Annotated in this window: 22 protein-coding genes and 1 pseudogene; 1 reads left to right on the top strand and 22 read right to left on the bottom strand. The window is 34.7% G+C overall.

What is annotated here, in order from left to right; translation table 11 throughout:
* Window positions 1-2: 2 nt before the first annotated feature.
* The 16 genes from DN393_RS24930 to DN393_RS24855 form a co-directional block, all read right to left on the bottom strand.
* Window positions 3-1,601 carry a sensor histidine kinase gene (locus DN393_RS24930; RefSeq protein ID WP_064477137.1) on the bottom strand — a complete coding sequence of 533 codons (1,599 nt, stop codon included), beginning with the start codon at window positions 1,599-1,601 and terminating at the stop codon, window positions 3-5.
* A gap of 78 nt (window positions 1,602-1,679) precedes the next feature.
* Window positions 1,680-3,662, bottom strand: a complete 1,983-nt coding sequence (locus tag DN393_RS24925) for a methyl-accepting chemotaxis protein (protein WP_064477138.1) — start codon at window positions 3,660-3,662, stop codon at window positions 1,680-1,682.
* A 181-nt stretch (window positions 3,663-3,843) separates the two neighbouring features.
* A complete protein-coding gene (locus DN393_RS24920) occupies window positions 3,844-4,593 on the bottom strand; it encodes a C39 family peptidase (protein WP_142289316.1) in 750 nt (249 codons plus the stop codon).
* Window positions 4,594-4,606: 13 nt separating this feature from the next.
* On the bottom strand, window positions 4,607-5,428 hold the full coding sequence (locus tag DN393_RS24915) for a transporter (protein WP_078183464.1): 822 nt from the start codon (window positions 5,426-5,428) through the stop codon (window positions 4,607-4,609).
* 206 nt (window positions 5,429-5,634) lie between these two features.
* Window positions 5,635-6,885, bottom strand: coding sequence for a sensor histidine kinase (locus DN393_RS24910; RefSeq protein ID WP_078183463.1), 1,251 nt, complete (start codon window positions 6,883-6,885; stop codon window positions 5,635-5,637).
* Window positions 6,882-7,553 carry a response regulator transcription factor gene (locus DN393_RS24905; RefSeq protein WP_001238626.1) on the bottom strand — a complete coding sequence of 224 codons (672 nt, stop codon included), beginning with the start codon at window positions 7,551-7,553 and terminating at the stop codon, window positions 6,882-6,884. Before DN393_RS24905 ends, DN393_RS24910 begins: the two co-directional genes overlap by 4 nt.
* Window positions 7,554-7,703: 150 nt before the next feature.
* Window positions 7,704-8,408: a metallophosphoesterase family protein gene (locus tag DN393_RS24900; RefSeq protein WP_078183462.1), complete on the bottom strand. Its 705-nt coding sequence runs from the start codon at window positions 8,406-8,408 to the stop codon at window positions 7,704-7,706.
* Window positions 8,409-8,824: 416 nt separating this feature from the next.
* A complete protein-coding gene (locus tag DN393_RS24895) occupies window positions 8,825-10,201 on the bottom strand; it encodes an ABC transporter substrate-binding protein (RefSeq protein WP_064477143.1) in 1,377 nt (458 codons plus the stop codon).
* 21 nt (window positions 10,202-10,222) lie between these two features.
* Window positions 10,223-11,044, bottom strand: coding sequence for a carbohydrate ABC transporter permease (locus tag DN393_RS24890; RefSeq protein WP_064477144.1), 822 nt, complete (start codon window positions 11,042-11,044; stop codon window positions 10,223-10,225).
* Entirely contained in the window at window positions 11,041-11,973 is a 933-nt protein-coding gene (locus DN393_RS24885) for a carbohydrate ABC transporter permease (protein WP_064477145.1), read from the bottom strand. Before DN393_RS24885 ends, DN393_RS24890 begins: the two co-directional genes overlap by 4 nt.
* Window positions 11,973-13,070 carry an ABC transporter ATP-binding protein gene (locus DN393_RS24880; RefSeq protein WP_064477146.1) on the bottom strand — a complete coding sequence of 366 codons (1,098 nt, stop codon included), beginning with the start codon at window positions 13,068-13,070 and terminating at the stop codon, window positions 11,973-11,975. The genes DN393_RS24885 and DN393_RS24880 overlap by 1 nt, the downstream gene beginning before the upstream one ends.
* On the bottom strand, window positions 13,067-13,633 hold the full coding sequence (locus DN393_RS24875; protein ID WP_149174050.1) for a glycerol-3-phosphate responsive antiterminator: 567 nt from the start codon (window positions 13,631-13,633) through the stop codon (window positions 13,067-13,069). Before DN393_RS24875 ends, DN393_RS24880 begins: the two co-directional genes overlap by 4 nt.
* Window positions 13,634-13,940: 307 nt before the next feature.
* On the bottom strand, window positions 13,941-14,621 hold the full coding sequence (locus DN393_RS24870; RefSeq protein ID WP_064477148.1) for a GNAT family N-acetyltransferase: 681 nt from the start codon (window positions 14,619-14,621) through the stop codon (window positions 13,941-13,943).
* A 163-nt stretch (window positions 14,622-14,784) separates the two neighbouring features.
* On the bottom strand, window positions 14,785-15,657 hold the full coding sequence (locus DN393_RS24865) for an ankyrin repeat domain-containing protein (protein ID WP_000287346.1): 873 nt from the start codon (window positions 15,655-15,657) through the stop codon (window positions 14,785-14,787).
* A 291-nt stretch (window positions 15,658-15,948) separates the two neighbouring features.
* A complete protein-coding gene (locus tag DN393_RS24860) occupies window positions 15,949-16,452 on the bottom strand; it encodes a nitrous oxide reductase accessory protein NosL (protein WP_064477149.1) in 504 nt (167 codons plus the stop codon).
* Window positions 16,453-16,583: 131 nt separating this feature from the next.
* Entirely contained in the window at window positions 16,584-16,838 is a 255-nt protein-coding gene (locus DN393_RS24855; RefSeq protein ID WP_064477150.1) for a hypothetical protein, read from the bottom strand.
* A 253-nt stretch (window positions 16,839-17,091) separates the two neighbouring features.
* On the opposite strand from DN393_RS24855, the gene DN393_RS24850 reads away from it, so the two are divergent.
* Window positions 17,092-18,396: a CitMHS family transporter gene (locus tag DN393_RS24850; RefSeq protein ID WP_064477151.1), complete on the top strand. Its 1,305-nt coding sequence runs from the start codon at window positions 17,092-17,094 to the stop codon at window positions 18,394-18,396.
* A gap of 47 nt (window positions 18,397-18,443) precedes the next feature.
* Here DN393_RS24850 and DN393_RS24845 read toward each other — a convergent pair whose 3' ends face one another.
* From DN393_RS24845 to DN393_RS24825, 6 genes and pseudogenes are all read right to left on the bottom strand, one after another.
* Window positions 18,444-19,136, bottom strand: a complete 693-nt coding sequence (locus DN393_RS24845; protein WP_048562839.1) for a response regulator — start codon at window positions 19,134-19,136, stop codon at window positions 18,444-18,446.
* Entirely contained in the window at window positions 19,136-20,746 is a 1,611-nt protein-coding gene (locus tag DN393_RS24840; protein ID WP_472926290.1) for an ATP-binding protein, read from the bottom strand. The genes DN393_RS24845 and DN393_RS24840 overlap by 1 nt, the downstream gene beginning before the upstream one ends.
* 153 nt (window positions 20,747-20,899) lie before the next feature.
* On the bottom strand, window positions 20,900-21,760 hold the full coding sequence (locus tag DN393_RS32540) for a methyl-accepting chemotaxis protein (RefSeq protein WP_392388213.1): 861 nt from the start codon (window positions 21,758-21,760) through the stop codon (window positions 20,900-20,902).
* A gap of 81 nt (window positions 21,761-21,841) precedes the next feature.
* Window positions 21,842-22,816 (bottom strand): annotated as a pseudogene (locus DN393_RS32535) (HAMP domain-containing protein); the annotation flags it as partial.
* Between the two features lie 307 nt (window positions 22,817-23,123).
* Window positions 23,124-24,698, bottom strand: coding sequence for a flotillin family protein (locus tag DN393_RS24830; RefSeq protein WP_064477154.1), 1,575 nt, complete (start codon window positions 24,696-24,698; stop codon window positions 23,124-23,126).
* A gap of 12 nt (window positions 24,699-24,710) precedes the next feature.
* Window positions 24,711-25,259 carry an NfeD family protein gene (locus DN393_RS24825; protein WP_001173143.1) on the bottom strand — a complete coding sequence of 183 codons (549 nt, stop codon included), beginning with the start codon at window positions 25,257-25,259 and terminating at the stop codon, window positions 24,711-24,713.
* Window positions 25,260-25,492 lie beyond the last annotated feature (233 nt).

The raw sequence follows: 25,492 nt of genomic DNA, 5'->3' as shown, positions 1-25,492 counted from the left end.
ATTTACCTCTCATCCCTACCTTTAGGTATTTCAATTGTTATCGTTGTTCCCTTTCCTACTAATGAATGCATATGAATTTCCCCATTTATTCGCTGTATACTTTCTTTTACAAGATACAAACCATAACCACGGTTATCTCCCTTTGTGGAATAACCTTTCGTAAATAATGCCCCTATTTCTTCTTCTGGTATACCTTTCCCCGTATCTTGTACTGTAATGATTAATGCATCCCCATATTGTATCTCAAGTTCAACTTGCTTCTTCTCACAATTCGTCACTGCCTCTAATGCATTATCAATTAAATTTCCGACAATCGTAATCAGTTCATGAGTAATACTTTCATCATCCATTTCTGGCATGTAAGAATCTTCACTTATGATTAATTTTATGTTTTTCTCTCTAGCATAGCTAAATTTTCCAAGTAAAAAGCCAGCAAATACTGGACTTTTTATTCTTTTCATAACCCCACCAATTTCATATTGATGCTCTGATACCATACCGCTTATATACTTTTGTAATTCTTCATACTGCTTCATATGTGTAAGCCCTAATACGACATGCATTTTATTCATAAATTCATGCGATTGTGCCCGTAATGCTTCCGCATATAGCCTAATACCAGTTAATTCTTCTGCTAATTTTCTAATCTCTGTTTTATCACGAAATGTTGCAATTGCACCAACTATTTCTCCTTTTACATATAAAGGAACACGATTCGTCACAATCGTAATTCCATAAATATTTTGTTCTTCGTTTAATTGTACCTCTCCCGTTTGTAATATTTCTTTTATACGTGAATTAGGCATATACAACTCAACATCTTTACCGATAAAATCTTCTTCAAGTCCACTTTTCTTAAACAATCGTTTTGCCTCATTATTTATTAAAGTTACATTGGCTTCCTTATCTACAGCAATAATACCTTCCTTTACAGATTGTAGCATCGTATTTCTTTCTTCAAGAATCTTCGCTATCCTGTGAGGTTCAAGACCGAATAAACTTTTCTTTATATGTCTAGCTAGCAATATTGCTCCTATAATTCCGACTAGTACTCCAACTCCGACACCAATGTAAATGATATGTCTACTTTCCTTAACTCTCTCTTTTACATTATCTGCTGAAATACCAACGGCCACCGCTCCAAGTTGTTCACCTGTTTCAGAAAATACAGGTACAAACACTCGCATTGAAATACCTAAAGTTCCTTCTGCCAGCGATACATGTTCCTTTCCTTTCAATGCAGGCCCTTCATCTCCCCCAATAAAATGATGGCCTATTTTTTGAGGATTTGGATGTGATTTTCTTATTCCATTCATGTCCATAACTACAATAAATTGAACACCTGTGTTTTTTAATATTCTATTTGTATACGTTTGGATTGCAGAAGTATCTGCCTTCCCAATCAAACCATCGATTACAATTGAATCATTCGCCACAATGTGTGCAATTGTTTTTGCTTTCTCTGCTTGGCTATCCTCCGTCGTCCGTTCTACATTATGACTAATTAATATATCTGTCACAAGTAAAGAAAAAATTACAACTGTACAAACTAACAATGTAATCGTTTTCCATAAATTCCATAGTCTTTTTCTTTTTTTCATCCCGTTAATGACTCCCCTAATTGCTGAATAGAAAAATAAGTAAGGTGAAAATAATATCACCTTACTTATCTGCTGTTATTATACTTTAAATTTACTAGTCATCGCTTGTAGTTCTTCGGCCATCCCAGCTAAGTTTTGCGAAGCTGAACTAATTTCTTCCATTGAATTCACTTGTTCTTCTGTTGAAGCAGCAACACTTTGCATACTAGCTGTATTTTCTTCTGCAGCCGCTGCAATTTCATCAATAGCATTTGTCACTTCATTTGCATCTCCAGCAATTCTCTTCGTTGTTTCTACCATTTGATTAACTTGAGAAACAATATGTGTAGTAGAACTTAAAATTTCCGTAAAACTTGCTTTCGTTTTCGTTACAACATCAAGGCCTTGTTGAACTTCTCCATTCACATTATCCATTGCCTTAACAGTATGTTCAATATCCGCCTTAATTTCTGCAATTAAATTTGCAATCTCTCCAGATGATGCTCCTGATTGCTCCGCTAATTTTCTAACCTCATCAGCTACAATAGCAAACCCTCGGCCCTGTTCACCTGCTCTTGCTGCTTCAATAGCTGCATTTAAAGCTAATAAGTTCGTTTGAGTAGCGATGTTTTGAATCGCTTCAGAAATAGCTCCTACCTGCTTTGATTTCTCATCAAGAAGTTTAATAATAGCATCTGAATCGGATACCGATCTAGAAATAGACTGCATTTGTTTTGCTGTTTGTTCAACCAATTCTTCCCCTTCTTCAGCTCTTTCTCTCGCATGTAATGAGGAGATAGAAATTGATTCCGCGCTTCCAGTTACATCTTGAATTGCTGTATTTACTTGTTGTAATGTAGCCGCACCTTCTTCAACACCTTGACTTTGTGATTCAGCCCCACCTGATACTTGTTCCATTGCAATTGTAATTTGATCTGTCGCATCATTTGCTTGCTGTACGCTCGCTGTTAACTCTTCAGCCGATGCAGCGACATGTTCTGCTGAAAAACTAATTTGAGTAATCACATCTTGTAAAGAGGCAGACATTTCATTAAATGAATTCCCTAATTTCCCTATATCATCCTTGGAATGGATTGTAATTTTCTCTGTCAAATCTCCCTTACTAATTTTATGGGCTGAGTCAGCTATTTTTCTTAATGGTCTTGTAATAGACTTTGTAATAAAATAAATTAATACACTACCAAATACAATAGCGATAGCAATGACAATCAAAGTCTTATAAAATACTGGATTCGCAGCTTGGGTAATTTCTTCGTCGAACATAACCCCAACTACTTTCCATCCTGTTTTCTCATTTGTTGCAAAGATTAAATTCTTTTTATCACCTTGTTCTGTATAAGACACATTTCCTTGTTTTTCTTCATAAATTGGTTTAATCCACGGATCAGTAACTTTTGCACCTGGTTTTCTAGATGGATGACTAACAATTTGCTTATTTTGATCTAGAATAACTGCATAACCTTTTTCACCAATGTTAATCATTTTGGAAATTTTTAAGATGTTATCTAAATTTAAGTTAATTCCTATAACACCTTTACCATCTTTTACTTCTTTAGCAATTGTCACTACCATATTTTTAGTAGATGCTGATTGATATGGTGCAGTAACAATTACTTTTCCTTTATTTTCATGTGCTTCTTTATACCAAGATCTATCTGTTGGATTATACCCATCAGCCATTTTGATAAATGGTTCTCTTATAAACTTTCCCGTCTGTGTTCCAATATAAATACCTTCTACTTCTGGATGAAGTTTTATATATTGCGCTAACTTCGTTCTTACTATTTCTTCTTGTCCGTTTGGATATGTATCCTCTGTTAAGACGTCTGCAAAATACGCCGCATCAACAAATTTCTCTTCTATATTTTGAGAAATAACAGTATTTAAAACAGAAATATTTTCCTTTGCTTTACCTGTAATTTGTTGTTCAAAATTTGTTTTGGCAGTTTGATATGAAACACCACCGATAATAAGTCCTGGTATAGTTAAAATAAGAAAAAATGAAATGATTAATTTTTTCTTGATACTCATACATTTAACCCAGTTAAATATTTTTTGCATAATAAGCCTCCTTTATGTAATGTGAATACTTGTGTAATTTTATACAATTAACATATATAAAACAATATATAATGATAACATGTAATTTTTTTGTCAATTATGCATTTTTTCATATTCACTACTTCTAAAGATTTAATCATAAAAAATAAGAGAACTTCAGCTTACATATTTCCTTACTAATTCATTTAGAGCTTTTCACATAACTAATCGCCTGACTCCCCATTTGCATCCATGCCTTTTCAAATTTTCCTCTCGGCACTTTTACATCTAGGCTATCCTCGAGAGGATCCCGAATATATACAAATTCTTCATCGTATCCAATCAGTACTACACAATGTTCATTATACGTAATAGAAACATCTCCGCTATTTGTTTCCCATGTAGTAAATTCATCTTCATCTAATGGCGCAAATTTTGCATTCGTAATCATAACTACCGGTTGTCCTGATTTTACACTCTTATAAAGTTCTTCTATACTCTTCCCTGTTAAGTCCACAGCTTTATTAGGTAAATACTTTTTCGCTAATTGAAAAAGTGGTCCGTGATATACACCATATCCAGATTCAGAAAAGGTATAAATATTTCCTACAAATCCTTCATTCGGATTCCCACGTACACCATCGTTCATAAAATCAACTTTCTTTATTTCATTTGCTAATTTCATCTTATCCACTGTAATGCCTGCATATTGTAACATCATCGCTAAGCTAGTCACTTCACAGCCTCTATCTAGCTCTGGTAATTGCTGAATTAAAGGTACATTTGATAAGATGACCTTTTCATCATTATTACTAAAATCTGCTTCTTTTCCGCTTTGTATATTGAAGAATGTTAACTTCTCCACATACTTTGTAATGCCATTTGTATATACATTCCATACTGCTATAGCTAGTAAAGCCATACATATATACCACTTCCATCTCCGTATCACTCTCACGCCCTTTTTAGTTCGTTAAATAAGAATAAAACGCGTCAGCATCCGTGCGAATCACCGGTACAAAATTTAGTTCTTTTCCTTTTTCAGGCTGATTTTTTTTAATTTTTTCTGCTAGTTCTTGAACGTTCATATTCATTTTATCCATATTAAGCTCATCTGCCATTTGTAACACTTTTTGTTCATTAATTTCGCTTAATACTTGATATATATCTTTACCATACAAATCAATATGATATTTTTTTGCTTCTTCCTGCACTTTTTGTTCGTACACTTCTTGCGCTAACGTTTCTATCTCTTTTCCTTTTTGTGAAATACCTAACTTCCCTGCTTCCTCTCTTACTTTCGTTCCATAGATTTCTTCCGCAATGTCTTCTATTTCTTTTCCATTTGTCGAAATGCCTAATTTATCCGCTTCATCATTAATTTTAATCGTATTAATTTGATTAATTAAATTTACAATCGTTGTATTCTCTATAGATATGCCTAGCTTTAACGCTTCTTGCTTCACTTTTGTTTCATAGATTTCTTCTGAAAGAGTTCCAACGTCTTTTCCTTCAATCGAAATTCCTAACTGTTCAGCTTCTCTTCCTACTTCCGTCTCATGAATTTCTTTTTCTAGCGTAATTTGTTCTTTCCCTTCCGTTTCAATACCTAGATTCTCCGCCTTTTCTTCTGTATGCACCGCATGTATCTTCCCATTATTTAATTGTTCTTTACTGCGCTGCGTGTAATTTGTCTTTCCTTGTGATGTTTCAGAAGGAGAGGCACCCCCTAATATGCTTAAGCTCATTACTCCAATAGTGAATACCGTCATCATTTTCTTTTTCAAAATTAATTCCTCCCTCTTACACTTTCTTTTCCATCATTCCCTATACATAATCGAAATAACATTATGATCGATATAATCTGCTCAAATACCTTTTTATAATCGCTTCTTCATAGGGCTAACTTTCTGTATATCATACATGTTATAAATAGTTTCTTAACTTTCCCTTAAAAAAAGACGACCTTGTAAAAACAAGATCGTCTTCTCACTTATATTCTTTGGTTTTTAGGGAAATTCACTTCAAAACAAGTACCCTCTCCCCATTTGCTCTCTACTAATATTTTCCCATAATGCTTTTCTACAATCCAATTTGCGATTGAAAGGCCTAATCCCGCTCCTTCTGACGCACTTCTCGCTTTATCACCTTGATAAAAACGATCAAATAATTTTGGGATGTCCTCATCTTTAACCCCTATCCCGTCATCTTTCACCCGTATACGAATTGAGCTGCTCGTTTGCGTACAATCGATTTGAATATGCCCGCCCCCATTTGTATACTTCATCGCATTATCTAACAATATGACCATCATTTGATGAATTCTCTCTCTATCACCCATAAATGATATGTCATGTTCTACTTTTAATATCATCTCTTTTTCTTGATATGAAGCAATTTCCTTATATGGATCTACTATTTCTTCTAACAATTTATCCATTTCAAATGTTTTCTTATCCATCTCAATTTGATTAGAATCCGAACGTGCTAACAATAATAAATTAGTTACAAGCTTAGATAACCGTCTACACTCCTTTGAAATCGTAGAAATATCCATCGCTTTTTCTTCTATTGTCGCAGATGGTGACTGAAATAACACATCCGTTTTTGATTGAATAACTGCAAGTGGTGTCCTTAATTCATGTGATGCATCCGAAACGAATTGCTGCTGTTTTTCCCATGAATTTTGAATGGGTATGAGTGCCCTGCCAGCTAAGAAAAAGCCAATTCCTATTGCACATAAACTTCCTACGCTACAACCTATAACAAGAATTAAAAATAAAGTATTTAGCATCTCTTCTTCAGCTGTTGTATCGCGTACAATTTGAACTATTTTCCCATCTTCTTTAAACGCAAAGGTTCTAAAATATCGTCCTTGCACTTCAATATCTTGCAAATCCCCTAACTTCTTTGGGAAAAACTGATCCAAATTCCCTTCAAAGCTAGAACGAAATTTATGGTTATCTCCCTCTATCTCTACTACTTTCCCATTCCAAGTTATTTTAGTTATCCGGGGATCTCCAATTTTAATGTTCTCCATACGTTTTCTTGGTAATATTTTAGCATCAAATTTTTTTCCAAACTGAGCCTTCATTTTTATAGATTGATCCACTTCATTATAAATACGATTATATGTGTATGAATAAATGATACTGCCTAATACACCTATCAAGATAATAAATACTAATGAATTCAATATAGTCAATCGAATGCGTGTTTTCTGAAACATGCTTCCCTTTTTCATTGTTCTTTTAATATATATCCAATACCTCGAACAGTTTGAATATCTTTCTGATAACCGAATGGCTCTAATTTTTTACGTAAATGATGTACATACACTTCTACAATTGCTACTGTCGTATCTGAATCAAATCCCCAAACACGATCAAAAATTTGTTCACGCATTAAAATCTTTCCGCTATTTTGAACAAGGTACTCTAGAAGCTCATATTGTTTTAATGTTAACTTCATGCTTTGTCCATCTACTTGAACGTCTTTATCTTTTCCGAACAGTTCAATCCCTTTATAACGAATAGTCTGCTTTGTTGTTAAACTACCGCTTCGTCGTAATAAAGCACGAATTCTCGCTTTTAACTCTGGAGCCTGAAATGGCTTAACGATATAGTCATCCCCACCAAAGTCCAAGCCTTTCACGCGATCTTCTAAAGAATCTCTCGCTGTCAAAAATAGGACTGGTGTTTCAATCTTTTCATCACGTATTTTTTGAATTACTTCAAAACCGTCCATTTCTGGCATCATCACATCAAGCAAAATGGCGTCATATATATTTTGTAATGCTAGAAATAATCCATCTTCTCCATTCAATGCTGTATCTACTTCAAATTCATCGCGTAATATTTGGACAATAGACTCTAATAAAGAAGCATTATCTTCTACTACGAGTAAGCGCATATTCTCACCTTCCACCATATCGTTCAATCCTATTTATAATTATATTTTAACGTTTTTCTCAATATAAAATTTGAAAGATTTATTATAAAAATTCTTCCTTAAATTTTTCTTAATAAAAAATTGAAAGAAATAAGATTCCCCTTATCTCTTTCAACTTTTTACTACGTACACCTTTTTACTCGGCAATTCTAAACAATTTAACTGGCCACCATATACAGCACCGCCATCAATCCCTATAATACGATTACTCCCAAAATACACGCCACAATTCTCACTACCATGAAACGTTTTTGTTTCCGTATGACCAAATACAACAACCTTTTCACCACTATACCCACTATGAAACTCATTACGTATCCACATTAACGTATATGGTTCACATTCCGAAACTCGCTTCAATGGCTCAACACCGGCATGTACAAATATATACTCTTCTGTTTCAATGTAATGATCTAATTCTTGAATAAATTTTACATGTTCCTCTAAAACATGCGATTGTAAAATTGGTTTTTGGAAGGCTTCTTCATTAACTACAATATCTTCATCTACAAAGCCATAGCTGTATAAAGTCTTATCTCCACCATTCCTTTTTACCCAATGGTTCCATGAACGTTCTTCATCAGTCGTTAACGCTTTAATCATCATATCTTCATGATTACCCTTTAGAACGAGGGCTCCCTCTTCTTTTAACGCTTTTACCTTTTCAATTACAGCACGCGCATTGGGACCACGATCTACATAATCCCCTAATAAAATCAATTGATCCTGTCTTGCATCATATTGAGCTTCTTCTAATAACTGTTCGAACTTTTCTATTTCTCCATGAATATCACTAATAACAAGAATTCTTTTCATATTATCCCCCTTCTTTCTAAACCACTCTCTTTCTAATTATAGTTCAAAACAACAGAAATTTCTGAATCCATATTCAAAATCACATTTATTACAAATAAAACGATTGTCCTTACAACAATGTAAGTCTCTTGTCATCCAATTCGATAGTTGCAAGTGCTATATTTCCTTATACTAAAAGTAAGAAATGAAACAAAAAACAAGGAGAGATGAGACATGAAAAAAGTGATGGAAGTTGTAGTAGCGGTGGCAGAGGTTTTCGTAAATGGCAAACAAGTTGCAATGGAGTTAAACAAATAATGAAAAGGACAAGATTCATTCTAGACCCTTTACTCATATAAAAGAGATAAGACTTCTTCATTTTTTTGATCCCTTATCTCCTTGAAAAAGCCGTATCCTTTTTCGGATACGGCTTTTTCTTATTTTTGACTCGTACGAGCTGAAATACTAATTGCTCTATCAGTTGCTTTGGCAGCTTCATCTAACGCTTCTTTACTATTCTTCCCGTCATACATTGCTTCTAATGCTTTTACAACTGCATCTCGTGATTCTGGGAATACACTAATTAAAGCCCCTTGAGTTGCTGGAGATTGCTTCGTCGCTTGTAATTGTTCCACTGTTACTTTTAGCTGTGGATATTTTTCATATTGCTCTTTTACTAATGGTTCATTGTATGCATCTGGATTAATAGAGAAATAGCCTGTTGCAGTATGCCATTTTGCTTGTACGTCTGGCTTCGTTAAATATTTCATAAAGTCCCAAGCACCTTGTTGTGTTTCTTCTGAAACCATATTCGTCATCCATAATGATGCTCCGCCAATAACAACACCATTTTGTTTCGAATCCTCTGGATATGGAATATATGACACGCCTACATTAAACTTAGATGCATCAATTAAGTCGCGAACACCAGCTGAAGAATCTAAATACATAGCAACTTGTCCAGACTGGAACGCGGCACGAATATCATCCCAACTTGCTCCATATTTTCCAAGTGCGCCAGCTTTATTTAAATCATCTAACATTCCAAATACTTTCTGTCCTTCTTTATCGTTAAATACCGCCTTCTTTGCAGCATCTTTGCGACCGTTTTCGTTATCTACATATAAAGCACCTTGTGTCGCTAACAATTCTTCAAAGAACCAACCATAATTCAGCATGGAGAATCCATATTGTTTTACATTTCCGCCTTCTTTAATCGTTAACTTTTTCGCTGCTTCTTGTAATTCCGCATACGTTTTCGGAGCTTTTTCTGGATCTAAGCCCGCCTTTGCGAAAGCATCTTTATTATAAATTAGTACTGGTGTAGATGAATTAAATGGCATAGAATACATTTTTCCATCAACTGAATAATAATTTGTAATTGCTTTTTCCAACTTTGAGGTGTCGTACTTATCTTTTTTTATCCAACTATCAATTGGCGTAATCTTTTTGCTATCAATCATATATTTTGTTGTAATTTCACTCGACTGAACAAGAGCTGGCGCTTCTTTCGTAGCAGACATCGTTCTAAATTTCGTTAAAGACTCTTCATATGTCCCTTGGAACTCTGCCTTTATCTCGTATTTATTCTGTGACTTATTATAGTCTGCAACAAGCCCATCTAGTACGCCTTGTGTTTTTCCACCCATCGCATGCCAAAAACGAATTACAGTCTTATCACCATTTTTTTCAACTGGTGCTACTTTTGCCTGCGCTTCAGATTTCCCCTCCGTTTTACTACTTGAACAAGCGGCACTAGATAATGCCATTGTTGCTGCCATTAATAGAGCAGCACCTTTTTTAACTAAACTCATTTTAATCTCACCTTCTCTTGGTTATTTAATTGCACCTTTTGTTAATCCTTGTTGTAATTGCTTTTGCCCTACAAATAGTAAAATCAGTGTTGGAATGACAATAACCGTAACACCGGCCATTACGCTTCCCCAATCAGTTGCAACTTCTTGAGACTGAAGCTGCTTTACACCAATTTGAACTGTTCTTACTTTTTCATCAGTGGTCACTAAGAGTGGCCATAAGTACATATTCCATGTTGTTAAAAAACTATATACTCCAAGCGTAATAAAACTCGTTTTACAATACGGAATTACGACGCTAAATAAAAACCTTACATTTCCAATCCCTTCAATAAAGGCTGCTTCTTTCAGTTCATTCGGAAGCGTCATAAAATGTTGACGTAACAAGAAAATACCGAAAGCTGTTGCAAAAAACGGCACTGTCATCCCAGCAAAGCTATTGATCCAACCGAAGTTTTGAATCGTTAAAAAGTTCGGTACCATCGTTGCTTCCCACGGAATAAGCATCGTTGAAATAAACAGGAAGAAAATAAGGTTTCTTCCTTTAAACTGTAGAAAGACAAAAGCATAAGCCGCTAAGCTTGATACGATAAGTTGTCCAATCATAACGACTGTCGATACAACTAAACTGTTATACAAGTATGTCAAAAGCGGTACTTTTTGAAAAATATTAATAAAATTATCAAAAGTAAATTGGGTCGGAAATAGCCTTCTCATTTGAATATCATCTGGTGTCATAAAGCTTATTAAAAACGCATACAGTACAGGAAAAAACACCATTACTGCACTAATAATGAGCAGCATATATAATAGGAAATTTTGTTTCCACTGTTTAACGATCATTTATAATGCACCTTTCTCTCAGCAAACTTAAATTGAAGTAATGTAGTAATGAAAATGAAAACAAATAATATCATCGCTTGTGCACTTGCTGTTCCAAATTGATGATTCACAAACGCCTCTTTATAAATCGAGTACACAATTAAATTTGTTGCATCATTTGGTCCACCGTGCGTTAAAATATCAATTTGTCCAAAGCTTTGGAACGCACTAATTAACGTTACTGTCACGATAAAGAATAAAGTTGGTGATAGCATCGGTAATGTAACACGGCGAAGCTTATATAAATAGCTAGCGCCATCTATAGATGCACTCTCATATAAAGACGTATCAATATTTTGTAAACCACCTAATATAACTAAAAATGCAAATCCTGTATTCACCCAAACCGTTGTAACCGATACAGAGAACAATGCCCAATCTGGACTCGTTAACCATGCGATTGCAGGTAGATTCATAGAGGCTAATATATTATTAAATAACCCGACACTTGGATGAAATAAAAATAGCCAAATCACCGCACTAGCAGCTACTGATATTCCCATAGTGGAAGAAAATAACACACGGAATAACCCAATACCTCTTACTTTTCCATTTGCAATCAATGCAAGAAATAAAGCGAATATAATACTCGTAGGCACTGTATATACAACAAATAATAAAGTTGACTTTATGCTTTTGTAGAAAGCAGGATCAGAAAATAAGTATTGATAATTTTCTAAGCCAACGAAAAGATTAGCTTCTCCGTGTATATCTGTTAAATAAAAGCTATAGTAAATCGTCCTAAATAATGGATAAAAAAGAAAAATCGAAAATAGTAAAATAGATGGCGCCAAAAATAATAATCCTATTCTTAAATCTTTCGTTTTACTCCATAAACTCTTCTTTTTTGACACTTTTGCTTGTGCTGGTAACTTGCCTACCTCAATCATTATTTCGCCACCACTTTCAACTCTTCTTCAGCTACCACTTTTAATCGTTCATTCGTATTTTGGTGAAAGAAGCATAACTTATCTTGCGAGAATAATAATTTTACTTTGTCACCTTTGTTCAGGAGTAGCTGTCCAATGACTTTTGCACTCCAAGTTATTCCATTTACCGCGAAATTTAATATAGATTCGTTCCCTAATACTTCTACAGATTGTAACGTGAATTCTTGCCCTTCCTCAGACAGTTCAATATGTTCAGGACGCATGCCTATTCGAATTGTTCCTTCTGGTAATTGCTTTAACAGTCCATTAGATAATGGAATTTGCAATTCCCCTATATGTAATACACCTTTTTCTTTGTCCATTTCTCCATCATTTATATTCATCGAAGGAGACCCTATAAAGCTTGCAACAAATTCATTCGCTGGTTCGTTATATATATCAAGCGGTGTTCCAACTTGCTGTATGCTCCCTTTATTTAAGACCATGATACGATCTCCCATAGTCATCGCTTCTATTTGATCGTGAGTAACGTAAATCATTGTAATTCCTAACCGTTGCTGAATTTCTCTAATTTCAATCCTCATTTGCGCACGTAATTTCGCATCTAAATTCGAAAGTGGTTCATCCATTAAACAAATTGGTGCTTGACTCACGATCGCCCTAGCAAGCGCAACACGCTGTCTTTGTCCCCCTGATAATTGTCCTGGCTTCATTTTTACATACTCTTTCAGTCCTACCATTTCAATTGCTTCCATTAATCGCTTTTGTCGCTCTTCTTTTTGTACTTTTCTTACCTTAAGTCCGAATAAAATGTTTTCTTCTACAGATAAGTGTGGATATAGCGCATAATTTTGAAATACCATTGATAGATTACGGTCTTTCGGCTCTAAATCATTTGCAACATGTTCATTAATAATTAAATCCCCCGAAGAAATCTCTTCTAAGCCAGCAATCATTCGTAATAGTGTACTTTTCCCGCATCCTGAAGGTCCAACTAAAACAAAAAACTCGCCCTTTTTAATGTGAACCGATACACCTTTAACCGCTGTCTCTTCCGCATTTTTATACACCTTTGAAACATTTTTCAATTCAATCACAAGATTGCACTCCTTTTTTCTTCTTGTATCCATACTTCATAATGACTCGTTGAAATTGCACTTGCTCCTGCACGAATAGCAATTTCCGCATCTTCTCGTGTTTGAATCAGTCCGCCTGCAATAATAGGAAATTCTATTTCCTCTGCTAACCGCTTAATAATGGAAGGCATAATCCCAGGCATAATCTCTACCGCATTCGGTTTAGTCGTTTTACAATTCTCAATTGATTTTGTAAGAGATAAAGTATCAACAATAAAAATGCGTTGAATCGTTTTTAATCCAATTTTATTAGCATTTCGAATTGTCGAACCTTTTGTTGAAATAATACCCTGCGCCCCGATAACATCTTGAATATACAAAAGAGCTTCCTCTGTATTTGTATTTAAACCTTGTATAAAATCACAATGAAGAAATACATCATGTCCATGCTTCTGTAATTCATATACACGCTCTGGTAACTCCAGCATTGAACCAGTCATAAGAAAAACTGTTTTCGGTAATTTTTTGTATGTTTTGTACCCTTTCCGATATTTTATCATCGCAATATAAGGTTCTTTGAACATTTATTCCACCTAGCTTTTCTATTTTTATCCAAACTAAAAACACCTACTTACATAGAACACCTTTCTCCTTATTTGAACTCTAGGAAATAGAGCACACCTAAGAAAGTGGCACGTTATATGTAAGCGGGTGTTCTCAAATGTTCTCTACCCTAGTTATTCTGTTACCTTTACTATATTACTCATTTATTAAGTCAGTTTTGATAGATTGTTAATTAGGTGTTAATCGAATGTTAATATTCACCATATTTTTTTAACAATAATCTAAATATACGAATGAACCCCAACAGCAAACAACTACTTTTAAAATTTAAGTGATATGCAAATTCATTCCATAGTTAATCAATTTTAGTTTTCTCGCAACTGCTTGTGAAGCATAATTATCCCAAGAAGTACTATAAAGTGGAATGCGTTTTTCTTCTTGTATTGATATCGCCCAGGCTGTAACAACATCAGTACCATATCCATTCCCTTGAAACTCCGCTAAAGTTTCCACACTCGCCTCAGCAGCTACAGGCGTACTCCTAGCACTGCAACATATAGAAACTACCTTTTCATTTTTTACAATTGCAAAGTAAGGTTGCCTCCATTCCATCTGTTCTATTAGATTAGGAAAATTTTCTCGCAAAAGCTCTTTATTCTTCCCTGTTATCTGTATTGTTCTAGTTGGCTTATGTAAATTATTAGAGAACATGAAAGCAGGGCCCATCCAAATATTTTTCACTGTTCTTTCTTCATTTAATACATCAATGATCTTTGCTATCTCTATATGATTTGAAGGTTCTCGAATTAATTTCTCAATCTTACCTACCGTTCCATCATCCAGATCACAATGATATCTCGTTATACTCCCTTCACGAGTTCTGCCAAGAAAAAAGCGTGGTGCTTTCGGATTCCCTTGTTCATTTACATATTTCATTTTTCCTACTTGATTATGAACAAATAAAACCTCTACCTGAATTGCTATTAAATCAAGTTCTGAAAGCCTCATTTATATCCTCCTTAGTTACTCCATATACCATTCATAATCTATTTTTCATGCCCAAAACAAAAATCCCATTCAAATACACATTACTGAATCCATCATACTAAATGACTTCTTCATTCTGTCTATCTAAATGAGATTATTTCGTACTTTTTATTTCTTTATCTTGTTATTCCACTGGTTGTGGTTGTGGCTGTACGACTTCATTCGCTCCAGCTAACCTCAACATATTTGCAATATCTTTAAAACCTCTTTTTTCAGCATATTGCAGTGGCGTAATATTTTCCTTATTGGCCATATTTACATCTGCCCCGTGGTCAATAAGCATTTGAATTACTTTCTTATGATTTTCACTACCGTTTCCTAATACGATTGCTTCTACTAAAGCCGTTCCACCACGAGCATTTCTATAATTCACATCAATATCTGTATGCTCTAACAATTCTTTTACAACCTCTATATGGCCACGTTCAGATGCAGAAATGAGTGCTGTTCCACCTGATTTAGTAATTTCTTTCGTATTAACCCCTGCATTAATTAGTAGCTTTACAATGTCTGTATATCCTTCTCTACTTGCATAAAGAAATGGATTACTTTGTTTCTCATCTTTACTTTCAATATTAGCACCTGCACCAATTAATGCTTTAACTGTCTCTACATGATTTTGATACGTTGCTGCAAGGATAGGAGTTTCTCCGTTGTCACCTTCTACGTTTATATTAGCTCCATCTTGAATCAACTTCATAGCTGTTTCCGTGTCACCAAGAGTCGCAGAAAGTAGCAACTGTTTGTCCATTAAATTTATACTTTTTTCTTCTTTAGGTTCTTCCTGTTCTTTATGCTTTTCTTTTTTCTTTTCGTTTTTCACATGAACCGGTTTCGATTCTGGCTCCTCTTGCTTATCGCAAGCCACTACCGTCATTAAAAGTCCTAATAACATACATAATAAAATTTTTTGTTTTCTCACAACTACAGCTCCTATGAAAGATAATGTTTTCTTAACCATTCCTCCATCACATACAATAACTCTTCTTGAGTACATTTATCCATAAGCCCTTTATATTCCTTCTTTAATCGGATTATCTTAAAACCTATACTATGTTTCTCAACCTATTGGAATGATGTGCCTGATGGCCTCATCATTAACATTATGAAGCAATTAGTTTAGCACGATTTTACCGCATTTGTATACATTTCTAAAAAGTACATAAATAATTGCTTTAGGTTACTATATTCCATTGTAACCGTTCTTCTAAAAATTTTACACCTTTTCTATATTTGCACCTGAGTAATACTAAAAAAAGACAACTTATGTAGTTGTCTTTTTTTAGTATTAATGATGACCACCGTGATTTCCCTTTTTCGGGTTCCCCATCATCTCTTTATTCATTTCCCATTTATGCTCTGCTAGCTCTTTATATGAAAGAACTTTCCCTTTATAGTTAGACACAAAACTCTCTGCATCCTTTTTATTTTCAAATGAAATGACATTATAAGCCATCGGTGTCGTTATTGTTTTATCATATACGTAAGTCGCATCTTCTAATGAAATCCACTCTTTCGAATCATAATCTCGAACAAATTTTTCTTTCGTCTTTTCTCCTGGATTAATCTCCATCCATTTATACATACAACCGATATCATCAAACTTTAACGCTTTTCCATTTTCTAAAATGACTTCTGTTGCAAATTGATTATCCATTACCCCAATTTGGCAAATATCACACTTATCATGTTTCTCATCAATTGCTACAGCCTCTACTTGTTTCTTACCACATCCTACTATTGTAAAGACAAAGAATAAGCATATAGCAAGTGTCACATACTTTGTTCTCATTTTACTTCCTCCCTAACCGTATCTTCCACAAGGAGCATATCAAAAAGTTGTGTGAGATTTGTGAAAAAATAATGTACTTTTTGTAATATAAAGACCAAAAAAGATGTGTAGCCATTTCTACACATCTCTCATCATTCACAACCTGTAATTAATAAATCATCTTCTAACTTAACTAATAATGTATCTGTATTAATTTGCTGCCCAGCAACTACATTTACTAATCTTATATTTCCACTAATACCGACCGCAACTTTTTCAAGCTCACCGTTATTTTTTCGAATCATCATTAAATTTTCCCACTCATATACGTAAGAAGATTCATTAACAAAAATCTCTTCTACTTTTCCTTCATAAGAACTATAAATCTTTTCAATTCTCGTTTTCATATAAAATCTACTCCCTATTTCACACTTCAATATTTTCATCTTATTCTACCATTCTTACGGAGAGCAGCTTACTTTTTAAAAATTCAAATTAACTACCGTGAACAAAATGACCAAAATAAAAATTATGCTTCTAATGATGTTATTTTTCAAATTATTTACCATTTGAATGAATACTTTTATGATAAATAAAAAACACTTTTTCTGAATTTTCATTACATTTTGAAAGCGCAATCATTTTTGAGGGGGAGATTACATGTTAGCACTACTTGGATTTGCGATGGTATGTGTCTTTATGTTTTTAATTATGACGAAACGTATGTCAGCACTAGTAGCATTAATATTAATTCCAATTACTTTCGCATTAATCGGCGGTTTTTATGCAGATATGGGACCTATGATGTTAGAAGGAATTCAAAAACTAGCACCTACTGGTATTATGCTTATGTTTGCTATTTTGTATTTTGGAATTATGATTGATAGCGGTTTATTCGATCCCGTCATTAGTAGGATTTTGAAATTTGTAAAAGGAGATCCTTTAAAAATAGTTGTTGGTACAGCGATTCTTACGATTATCGTTTCATTAGATGGGGATGGAACAACAACGTATATGATTACTGTTTCCGCAATGTACCCACTATATAAACGCCTTGGAATGAATCCACTTATATTAGCTGGGGTTGTTATGTTAGGAGCAGGAGTGACAAATCTTACACCTTGGGGCGGACCGACAGCTCGGGTTATGAGTGCTCTTGGACTAGACGCATCAGAGCTCTTTACACCACTTATACCAGGGATGATCGCTGGTGCAATTTGGGTCGTTTTCGTTGCTTACTATCTTGGCAAAAAAGAAAGAAAACGATTAGGAATTATGGATGTACAATATTTAAAACAAATGCAAACGATGGATGAGCAAGCTGCCACAGTAGAAGCTGCCGTTCATAAACGCCCTAAACTTCTATGGATTAACTTTTTATTAACTGTTACCTTACTTGTCTGTCTCATACTAGAAGTTATGCCGTTACCTGTTTTATTTACAATCGCTTTCGCCATTGCTGTTATGCTTAACTATCCGAACTTAGAACAACAGAAAGAACGTATTGCTTCTCACGCTGGAAACGTATTAGCGGTTGTTTCTCTCGTATTCGCCGCTGGAATTTTCACTGGTATTTTATCAGGAACAAAAATGGTAGATGCAATGGCTCAAAGTGTAGTTACTCTTATACCTGACGCTCTTGGACCACAACTACCGATTATTACAGCTCTTCTTAGTATGCCGTTCACATTTTTCATGTCCAATGATGCATTTTACTTCGGGGTACTACCTATTTTAACGAAAGCTGCCGCTGCTTACGGAATTAGTGCAGCTGAAATGGGACGCGCTTCATTACTCGGGCAACCTGTTCACTTATTAAGTCCTCTTGTCGCTTCCACTTATTTATTAGTCGGAATGGCCAAAGTTGATTTTGGTGAACATCAACGCTTTACGTTACTTTGGGCTGTTGGAACGACAATGGTGATGTTAATTACGGGAATTGTAATCGGAATTATTCCAATATAAGACGTGAAAAAACAGTAGAAGAAATGTAATTCTCTACTGTTTTTTTGTTATGAAGAAACAAGAAAATACCTTCTTTCTGGTCTCCCTACACTCCCATATATAAGCTCCGCATGAACTTTCTTTCCAGATATTAAATACTCTAAATAGCGCCTCGCTGTTGATCGGCTTACCCCAACCATTGAGCTTAACACTTCTGCCGTAATACCTTCTTCATCAACTGTTAACATATGCTTTTTTATTTTTGCTAAAGTTAAAGGATCTATCCCTTTCGGGGCATATTCTATTTCATTTCCCTTTACGCCTCTTTGAGACCATAAATGTTCAATTTGCTCTATAGATAATTGATTAGTTTTCTTTAACTGCAAAATCTTTTTTTGGTAACTTTCCAAACTCGCCCTAAATCGATCAAACATAAGTGGCTTTACGATATAATCTGTTACTCCGCCTCGTAGAGCGTGCCTCACTACATCTGTTTCCGATGCAGCTGTAATCATAATAATATCTGTATCATGCAAATTATGCCTAATATATGTGACAAGTTCCGTTCCTTGCATATCAGGTAAGTACACGTCTAATAAAACGAGCTGTGGCTTCACAAGCTCTAGCCATTCTTTCGCTTGTTCTCCAGTCGTTGCTGTTCCAATTACTTTAAATCCCTCAATCTTTTCAGTAAAACGACGATGAATGTCCGCAATTCGAATATCATCTTCTACAATCAATACTTCAATCTCCTCACCCATTACAATTCGCCTCTCTCTTTTGGTAATGCAATAATAAATAATGCACCACCTAAATCCCCTTTTTCGATTGCAATACTTCCATTTAACTCTTCTACTAACTCTTTCACTTTTGCTAATCCATATCCTCGTTTCCCGCCTTCTTTCGTCGAGAAGCCTTTATAAAATATGCTAGTAATGACTTCATCATGAATCCCTTGTCCTGAATCTTCCACTTCAATTACTATCTCTTCTCCAATATCAGTTACAAACATCCTTACCTTCTTATCATTCTCTTCATTTCTTTCAATTGCTTCAAATGCATTTGTAATTAAATTTCCTAAAATAGAAACGACGTAATTACTCTCAATGTGCAGGCTTAATTTATCTAAGCTACTTTCTCGATCTAGCATAAAATCAATCTTTAACTCTCGTGCTCTATTATAGAATCCAATTAAAATTCCACCTAACCATGGATTTTGAATTCGCTTCATAATAAATTGAACAAAATCTTGATATACCGCTGTTTCCTTATGAATAAGCTCTAAAGCATCTTCATATGATTCTAACTGGATAAGACCTGAAAGCGTATACAACAAATTATTATATTCATGCGTTTGCGCTCGTAATGCCTCTGTATATTGCTTCGTCTGAGATAACTCTGCCGTTAACTGATCCATTTCAGATTTCAAACGTAAACTCGATACAACGCCAGTTACTTTATTCTTTACTTTAATAGGTAGACGGTTCGCAATAACAGCCTGCCCTTTTATATTTAATTGACGATCAAACTGTTCTTCACCAGTTTGAAGTACATCTAGTATCGTTGAATTAGGAATTACATTTAAAATAAATTCTCCAATAATATTACGCTGTTCATCTAACGAAAGAATATCATAAGCCGCTTGATTGACTAAACTAATCATGCCATTGTGATCAATGACAATAATCCCTTCACGTACAGATTGAATCACTGTACTATGCTCTTCATATAAAGATGAAATTTCTTCTGGCTCCATCCCAAACATCATTCTTTTTATACTTCCGGCTAAATATATAGAACCAATTATCCCGATTAAAAGACCTATTACTGTAATCCAAAATACACGCTTTCCATATACTTCTACCGCTCCATGAATATCATTCATTGAAAATCCAACAGACACCACGCCAATAATTTCATTTTCCTGATTACGGATTGGAACTTTGCCACGTAATGAAGGGCCTAATGATCCAGTTGCTTTCGAAACATAAGACTTCCCTTCTAATAGAACGCCTTTATTATCTCCACCAACCATTGCTTCTCCTATTTTATCTCGCTCAGGATGCGCATACCGAATCCCCTCTTTATTTCCAACTACAATAAAGTCAGCATCTGTATCAATTCGAATTTTTTCTGCAATTGGCTGAATAATAGAAGCTGGGTTTTCTTTTTGAAAAGCTTCCTGGATTTCAGGTATAGCGGCAACTGTTTTCGCAACATGCAAAGCCCGTTTCCCAATTTGCTCTTCTACCGTTTCAGACAATATGTAATAAAATAAATAACTTGTTAATAGAAGTACGACTAGAATAAGTGTACTAATTGTTATTGTAATTCTCGGTTGCAGTTTTAACTTTTTAAATTTCAAAACCATTCCCCTAACATAATTAAAGATAGAATTTAACGAATTTACAGTCTTTTATAATTACACCTAATCATAACACGGTTACTCTATATTTCTTTATTTTTATCTTCACAAAAAAAAGAAACGAGATACAATTACTACCTCGTTTCTTAACATTTTTTATTACACTTTAAATTTCCCAATCATCTCTTGTAATTCTTCTGCCATTTGCGATAAATGAACTGCTGCTGCATTGATTTCATCTACTGAAGCTAATTGTTCCTCTGAAGAACCAGCAATATTTTGAACGCTTGCTGCATTTTCTTCAATCGTAGCTGCAATTTCATTAATAGATGCACTAACTTGTTTTGCATCTACTGTCATTTGTTTCGCTACTTCTACCATACTATCAATTTGTACAACTGTATCATCTGTAGACTTCAATATTTCAGTAAAGCTTTGCTTCGTTTCATTTGCAACTACAAGTCCTGATTGTACTTCTGTTCCAACTTGCTTCATAGAGCTTACTGTTTCTTTTATGTCAAATTGTATCTCTTTTACTAATTTTCCAATTTCCGTAGAAGACTGTCCTGATTGTTCTGCTAACTTTCGCACTTCATCTGCTACAATTGCAAATCCTCTTCCTTGTTCTCCAGCTCTCGCAGCCTCAATTGCAGCATTTAATGCTAATAAATTTGTCTGCTCTGCAATATGTTGAATTACCTCAAGGATTGCTCCAATTTGCTTCGATTTATCATCTAACAACACAATCACTTTATCTGATTGTGAAACAGACTCATGGATTAATTGCATTTGATTCACCGTTTGTTCAACTAACTTCCCACCATCTTCAGCCTTTTTCTTCGTATACATAGATGCTGTGGATACTAATGAAGAACTGTCTGCCACACGTTGAATTCCTTCTGTAACTTCTTCTAATAATGTCGCGCCTTCTTCGACTTCTTTCGTTTGTATTTCCGCTCCACTCGACACTTGCTCTATCGCTTGTGTAATTTGTTCCGTCGCTTCACTCGTCTGCTTCATACTAGCTGTTAATTCTTCTGAAGATGCCGCTACATGACCTGCTGAAGTATTTATATTGGAAATGACATTCTGTAATGATGCTGCCATCTCGTTAAAGCTTTCTCCTAGCTGTCCAATTTCATCTTTAGAATGAACTGCAATAGATTCTGTTAAATCGCCTTCACTAATCTTTTTCGATGATATAACAAGTTGTTTTAACGGATTAATAATAGAAGCAATTATGAAGTAAATTAAAATCCCGCCAATTATTAATGAAATACCAATAACAGTTATCGTTTTATAGAAAATAGGTTCAGCTGCTTCAATAATTTCTTTTGAAGGCATAATTCCTGCTATTTTCCATCCAGTTTTCTTATTCGTTTTAAAAGTAATATTACGGTCTTCACCCTCTAATGAATAATGAAAATCACCAGATTCCTGTTTATAAAATTCCTTACTAAGTTTCTCTTCTAATTTCTCTCCCGGCTTCATTTTCGGGTGTGCTACTACATTTTTATCTTGATCAAATATTGCTACATACCCTTCCTTACCGATATTAACCATCTTGGAAGTAGTAACAATATCATTAATTATTAAGTCAATCCCAAGAACGCCACTTTTATCCTCATTTTGTTTCGCTAGTGTAATAACAATATTCCCTGTCGTTTGTGACTTATATGGAGCAGTTACAATTACCTCTCCGCTTTTCTTCACTGCCTCTTTATACCAATCTCTTTCTGTAGGATTATATCCGTCTGGCATCTGAATAGCTGGTGATTGAATAAACTGTCCATTACTAGATCCTGTATAGATTGCTTCCATTTCTGGATGTAATTTGTTGTATTCTTCTAGTTTATTTTGGATGTTTTGAATTTGGTCTGCTTGGTAACTTGAGTGTGTGAATAATTTCGTAAAATAAGTTGCATCTACTTTTTTACTATCTAATTCCTTGTTAATTACATTATCCAAAATTTTTATATTATCTTTCGCCGAGTTTACAATCGTTTCATTAAAATTCGTCTTGGCCTGCTGATAAGACGTCCAACCAATTACAATACTTGGAAGAATTAAAATCATAACAAATGATACAAGTAACTTTGCTTTTAAACTACTACTCCTTAATTTCCCTTGAAACATATTTCTACCCCTCCATACCGTTTTAAATGTAATTGTTTTACATTTAATTTCTTTATATAAATCATACGATTCAAATGTATCAATGCGACTCTCTATCTCTTTCTCTATTGAAGAGTTGATACATACCTTTTTCATTCTATATAAATTAAATAATTAAAACAATATATAAAAATGTATATTATTCGAAATATTATAATTCACTGAAGAACCTCTAGTATCTCACTTACTAGAGGTTCCTCCCGCTTTACTATTCTTTATCTTTTTCTACTTCTTTTTTCGCATCTTCTACTACAGATACAACAGGTTTATCGTTTGATAATTGTTGTACTGCTCCTTTTCCAGCAAATCCTTCTAATAACTCTTTTAAATCAATGCCAGAAGAAGCTTTTAATGTTTCTTGCATCGTTGCCATTAAATCAGTCGCATAACCTGCAACTTTTCCGGCGCCGCTATTTTTACCACCACCGCCTGTATCGACAACTGTAATTTTATCAATGTTGCTAAGCGGGCTTGCAATTTCCTTCGCATAACTTGGAAGCATGTTAAGAACCATATCCATAATTGCCGCTTGACCATATAACTCAAATGCCTCTGCAATTTTTTGTTTCGCTTCCGCTTCTGCTAAACCTTTTAATCTGATAACATCTGCTTCCGCTGTACCTTGTGCTTTTTGTACTTCTGCTTTTGCTTGACCTTGCGCTTTTTCGATTTCCGCCTTCGCTAAACCTTCTACACGAACTTCTTCTGCACGTGCTCTTGCTTCCGCTTCAATTTTATATTGATCTGCATCTGCTTTTTTCATTTGTTTTACTTTTTCCGCTTCTGCTGATTGTTCAACAGCATAGCGATCTGCATCTGCCTTTTTCTTTACTTCTGCATCATATTGCTTTTCACGACGCGCAATCTCTTTTTCTTCTAATTCAATTTGCTTTTCACGCTCAATGATTTTAACGCGCATTTGCTCTTCTGTAACACCTTGTTGCGCTTTTGCTTGTTGTAATTCATAGGAAAGATCTGCATCTGCGCGAGCTTGTTCTTGGTCTCTCTTATAAGATTGTACTTTTAACTCTTTATGTTTTTCAGCTTCAGCGATTTGTGCATCACGTTGATACTCAGCTTCTTTCGCTTCTTTCTCAGCACGAGCTTTTTCAATTCGTGCCTCTTTTTCACGCTCTGCATTTGCAACTGTTGCATCACGCTTAACCATCGCAATTTGTGGCTGACCAAGTGCATCTAAGTAACCGTTCTTATCCATGATTTCTTTAATTGTAAAGGAAACGATGCGAAGTCCCATCTTCTTTAAATCTGTAGAAGCTACTTCATGTACCTTTTGAGCGAATTGCTCTCTATTACTATAGGCATCTTCTACTGTCATAGAAGATAAAATAGCACGTAGATGACCTTCTAAAACTTCTTTTGCTTCTATTTTCAACTCTTCTGTTTCTTTTCCTAAATATTGTTCAGCTGCTGTAGAAACTTCTTCAATAGTAGATCCTACTTTAATAATAGAAACACCATTTACTGTAATCGGTACACCTTGTTTCGTATACGTATCACGTGTTCCCACTTCTAATTTGTAGTTTAATAGACTTAAAGGCTCTGCTCTTTGCATAATCGGAACTACGAAAGTACCGCCACCACGAATAATCTTAATCTTCTTTCCATCATCAGTGGTAACTACATTTTTCCCGCCACCAAGCCAGTTTCCAGTAACAATTAATGCTTCATCTGGTCCAACTGTTCGATACTTTGTAATGAATACTAAAATGAGTAGAATTAAAATTGCGAGTAATACTCCACCGATAATTAATGGAATCGTCATGTAAATTCCCCCTTATAATTTTGGTTTCTTTAAAGAATAAGCGATGTTCTGTACAAGTAAAACACCATCTTGGACTCCCTCGATAATAACTTCCGTTCCTTGTGAAATATCTTTCTTTCCAACTGTTTTAGCTAGGATTGCATTGTTTCCAAATTGGGAGGAAATTAATACTTCACCAAACCCTTCTGTAGGAATAGTCGTAATGACCTCTCCCTTACAACCAATGAATTCATCCATACGCTGCACAGTGTTTTGTTCTGCTTCTGCAATCGGCTTTAAAATTAATATTTTCATTATGAAGACACCAATAAAGGATATAGCAAATGCAGCCCCAAAAATAAGAATGCTATTAAAGGAAAATAAATATTCTCCTATATAACTAAGTCCACATAACATGGCGAAAAAACTAAGTAATAAAGTAACAACGGATACCGATCCGCCTCCAAAACTAAATATGGATTCAAATATATCTCCAAAAAAGATATAAATAACAGTAAGTATAGTAGCAATAATAAATCCGTATAAATAAATTGTTTCAAGTGGATAACCAAACAAAGCCATTTCTTATCCCCCTTTCTTAAACAATCCCTTTTTTGTTATGTGTATGCCCCACCTCTTTCAAAGATTATAGTTCTTAATTTTCAGTTATTTACCCTTTAAAGAAAAGCCTGTAAGACAGGCCCCTAAAAAAGAACAGGAGAAACCTATTGTGACAGGCTCCTCCTAGTAAATAACCGATATATTATATATCTATATAATATACTATTTTCCACAAAAAGTAAAGTTAAACATAC

Origin of the sequence: Bacillus sp. BPN334, from assembly GCF_008368885.1 — a bacterium.
GTDB lineage: Bacteria > Bacillota > Bacilli > Bacillales > Bacillaceae_G > Bacillus_A > Bacillus_A wiedmannii.
This window is presented reverse-complemented; position numbering and strand designations above follow the sequence as displayed.

Bases quoted from the DNA above. Each gene is read 5' to 3' on its own strand.
- DN393_RS24930 (WP_064477137.1), bottom strand. From the start codon at position 1,601: ATGAAAAAAAGAAAAAGACTATGGAATTTATGGAAAACGATTACATTG.
- DN393_RS24925 (WP_064477138.1), bottom strand. From the start codon at position 3,662: ATGCAAAAAATATTTAACTGGGTTAAATGTATGAGTATCAAGAAAAAA.
- DN393_RS24910 (WP_078183463.1), bottom strand. From the start codon at position 6,885: ATGAAAAAGGGAAGCATGTTTCAGAAAACACGCATTCGATTGACTATA.
- DN393_RS24905 (WP_001238626.1), bottom strand. From the start codon at position 7,553: ATGCGCTTACTCGTAGTAGAAGATAATGCTTCTTTATTAGAGTCTATT.
- DN393_RS24900 (WP_078183462.1), bottom strand. From the start codon at position 8,408: ATGAAAAGAATTCTTGTTATTAGTGATATTCATGGAGAAATAGAAAAG.
- DN393_RS24895 (WP_064477143.1), bottom strand. From the start codon at position 10,201: ATGAGTTTAGTTAAAAAAGGTGCTGCTCTATTAATGGCAGCAACAATG.
- DN393_RS24890 (WP_064477144.1), bottom strand. From the start codon at position 11,044: ATGATCGTTAAACAGTGGAAACAAAATTTCCTATTATATATGCTGCTC.
- DN393_RS24885 (WP_064477145.1), bottom strand. From the start codon at position 11,973: ATGATTGAGGTAGGCAAGTTACCAGCACAAGCAAAAGTGTCAAAAAAG.
- DN393_RS24875 (WP_149174050.1), bottom strand. From the start codon at position 13,633: ATGTTCAAAGAACCTTATATTGCGATGATAAAATATCGGAAAGGGTAC.
- DN393_RS24870 (WP_064477148.1), bottom strand. From the start codon at position 14,621: ATGAGGCTTTCAGAACTTGATTTAATAGCAATTCAGGTAGAGGTTTTA.
- DN393_RS24865 (WP_000287346.1), bottom strand. From the start codon at position 15,657: ATGTACTCAAGAAGAGTTATTGTATGTGATGGAGGAATGGTTAAGAAA.
- DN393_RS24860 (WP_064477149.1), bottom strand. From the start codon at position 16,452: ATGAGAACAAAGTATGTGACACTTGCTATATGCTTATTCTTTGTCTTT.
- DN393_RS24855 (WP_064477150.1), bottom strand. From the start codon at position 16,838: ATGAAAACGAGAATTGAAAAGATTTATAGTTCTTATGAAGGAAAAGTA.
- DN393_RS24850 (WP_064477151.1), top strand. From the start codon at position 17,092: ATGTTAGCACTACTTGGATTTGCGATGGTATGTGTCTTTATGTTTTTA.
- DN393_RS24845 (WP_048562839.1), bottom strand. From the start codon at position 19,136: ATGGGTGAGGAGATTGAAGTATTGATTGTAGAAGATGATATTCGAATT.
- DN393_RS24840 (WP_472926290.1), bottom strand. From the start codon at position 20,746: ATGGTTTTGAAATTTAAAAAGTTAAAACTGCAACCGAGAATTACAATA.
- DN393_RS32540 (WP_392388213.1), bottom strand. From the start codon at position 21,760: ATGAAGCAGACGAGTGAAGCGACGGAACAAATTACACAAGCGATAGAG.
- DN393_RS24830 (WP_064477154.1), bottom strand. From the start codon at position 24,698: ATGACGATTCCATTAATTATCGGTGGAGTATTACTCGCAATTTTAATT.
- DN393_RS24825 (WP_001173143.1), bottom strand. From the start codon at position 25,259: ATGGCTTTGTTTGGTTATCCACTTGAAACAATTTATTTATACGGATTT.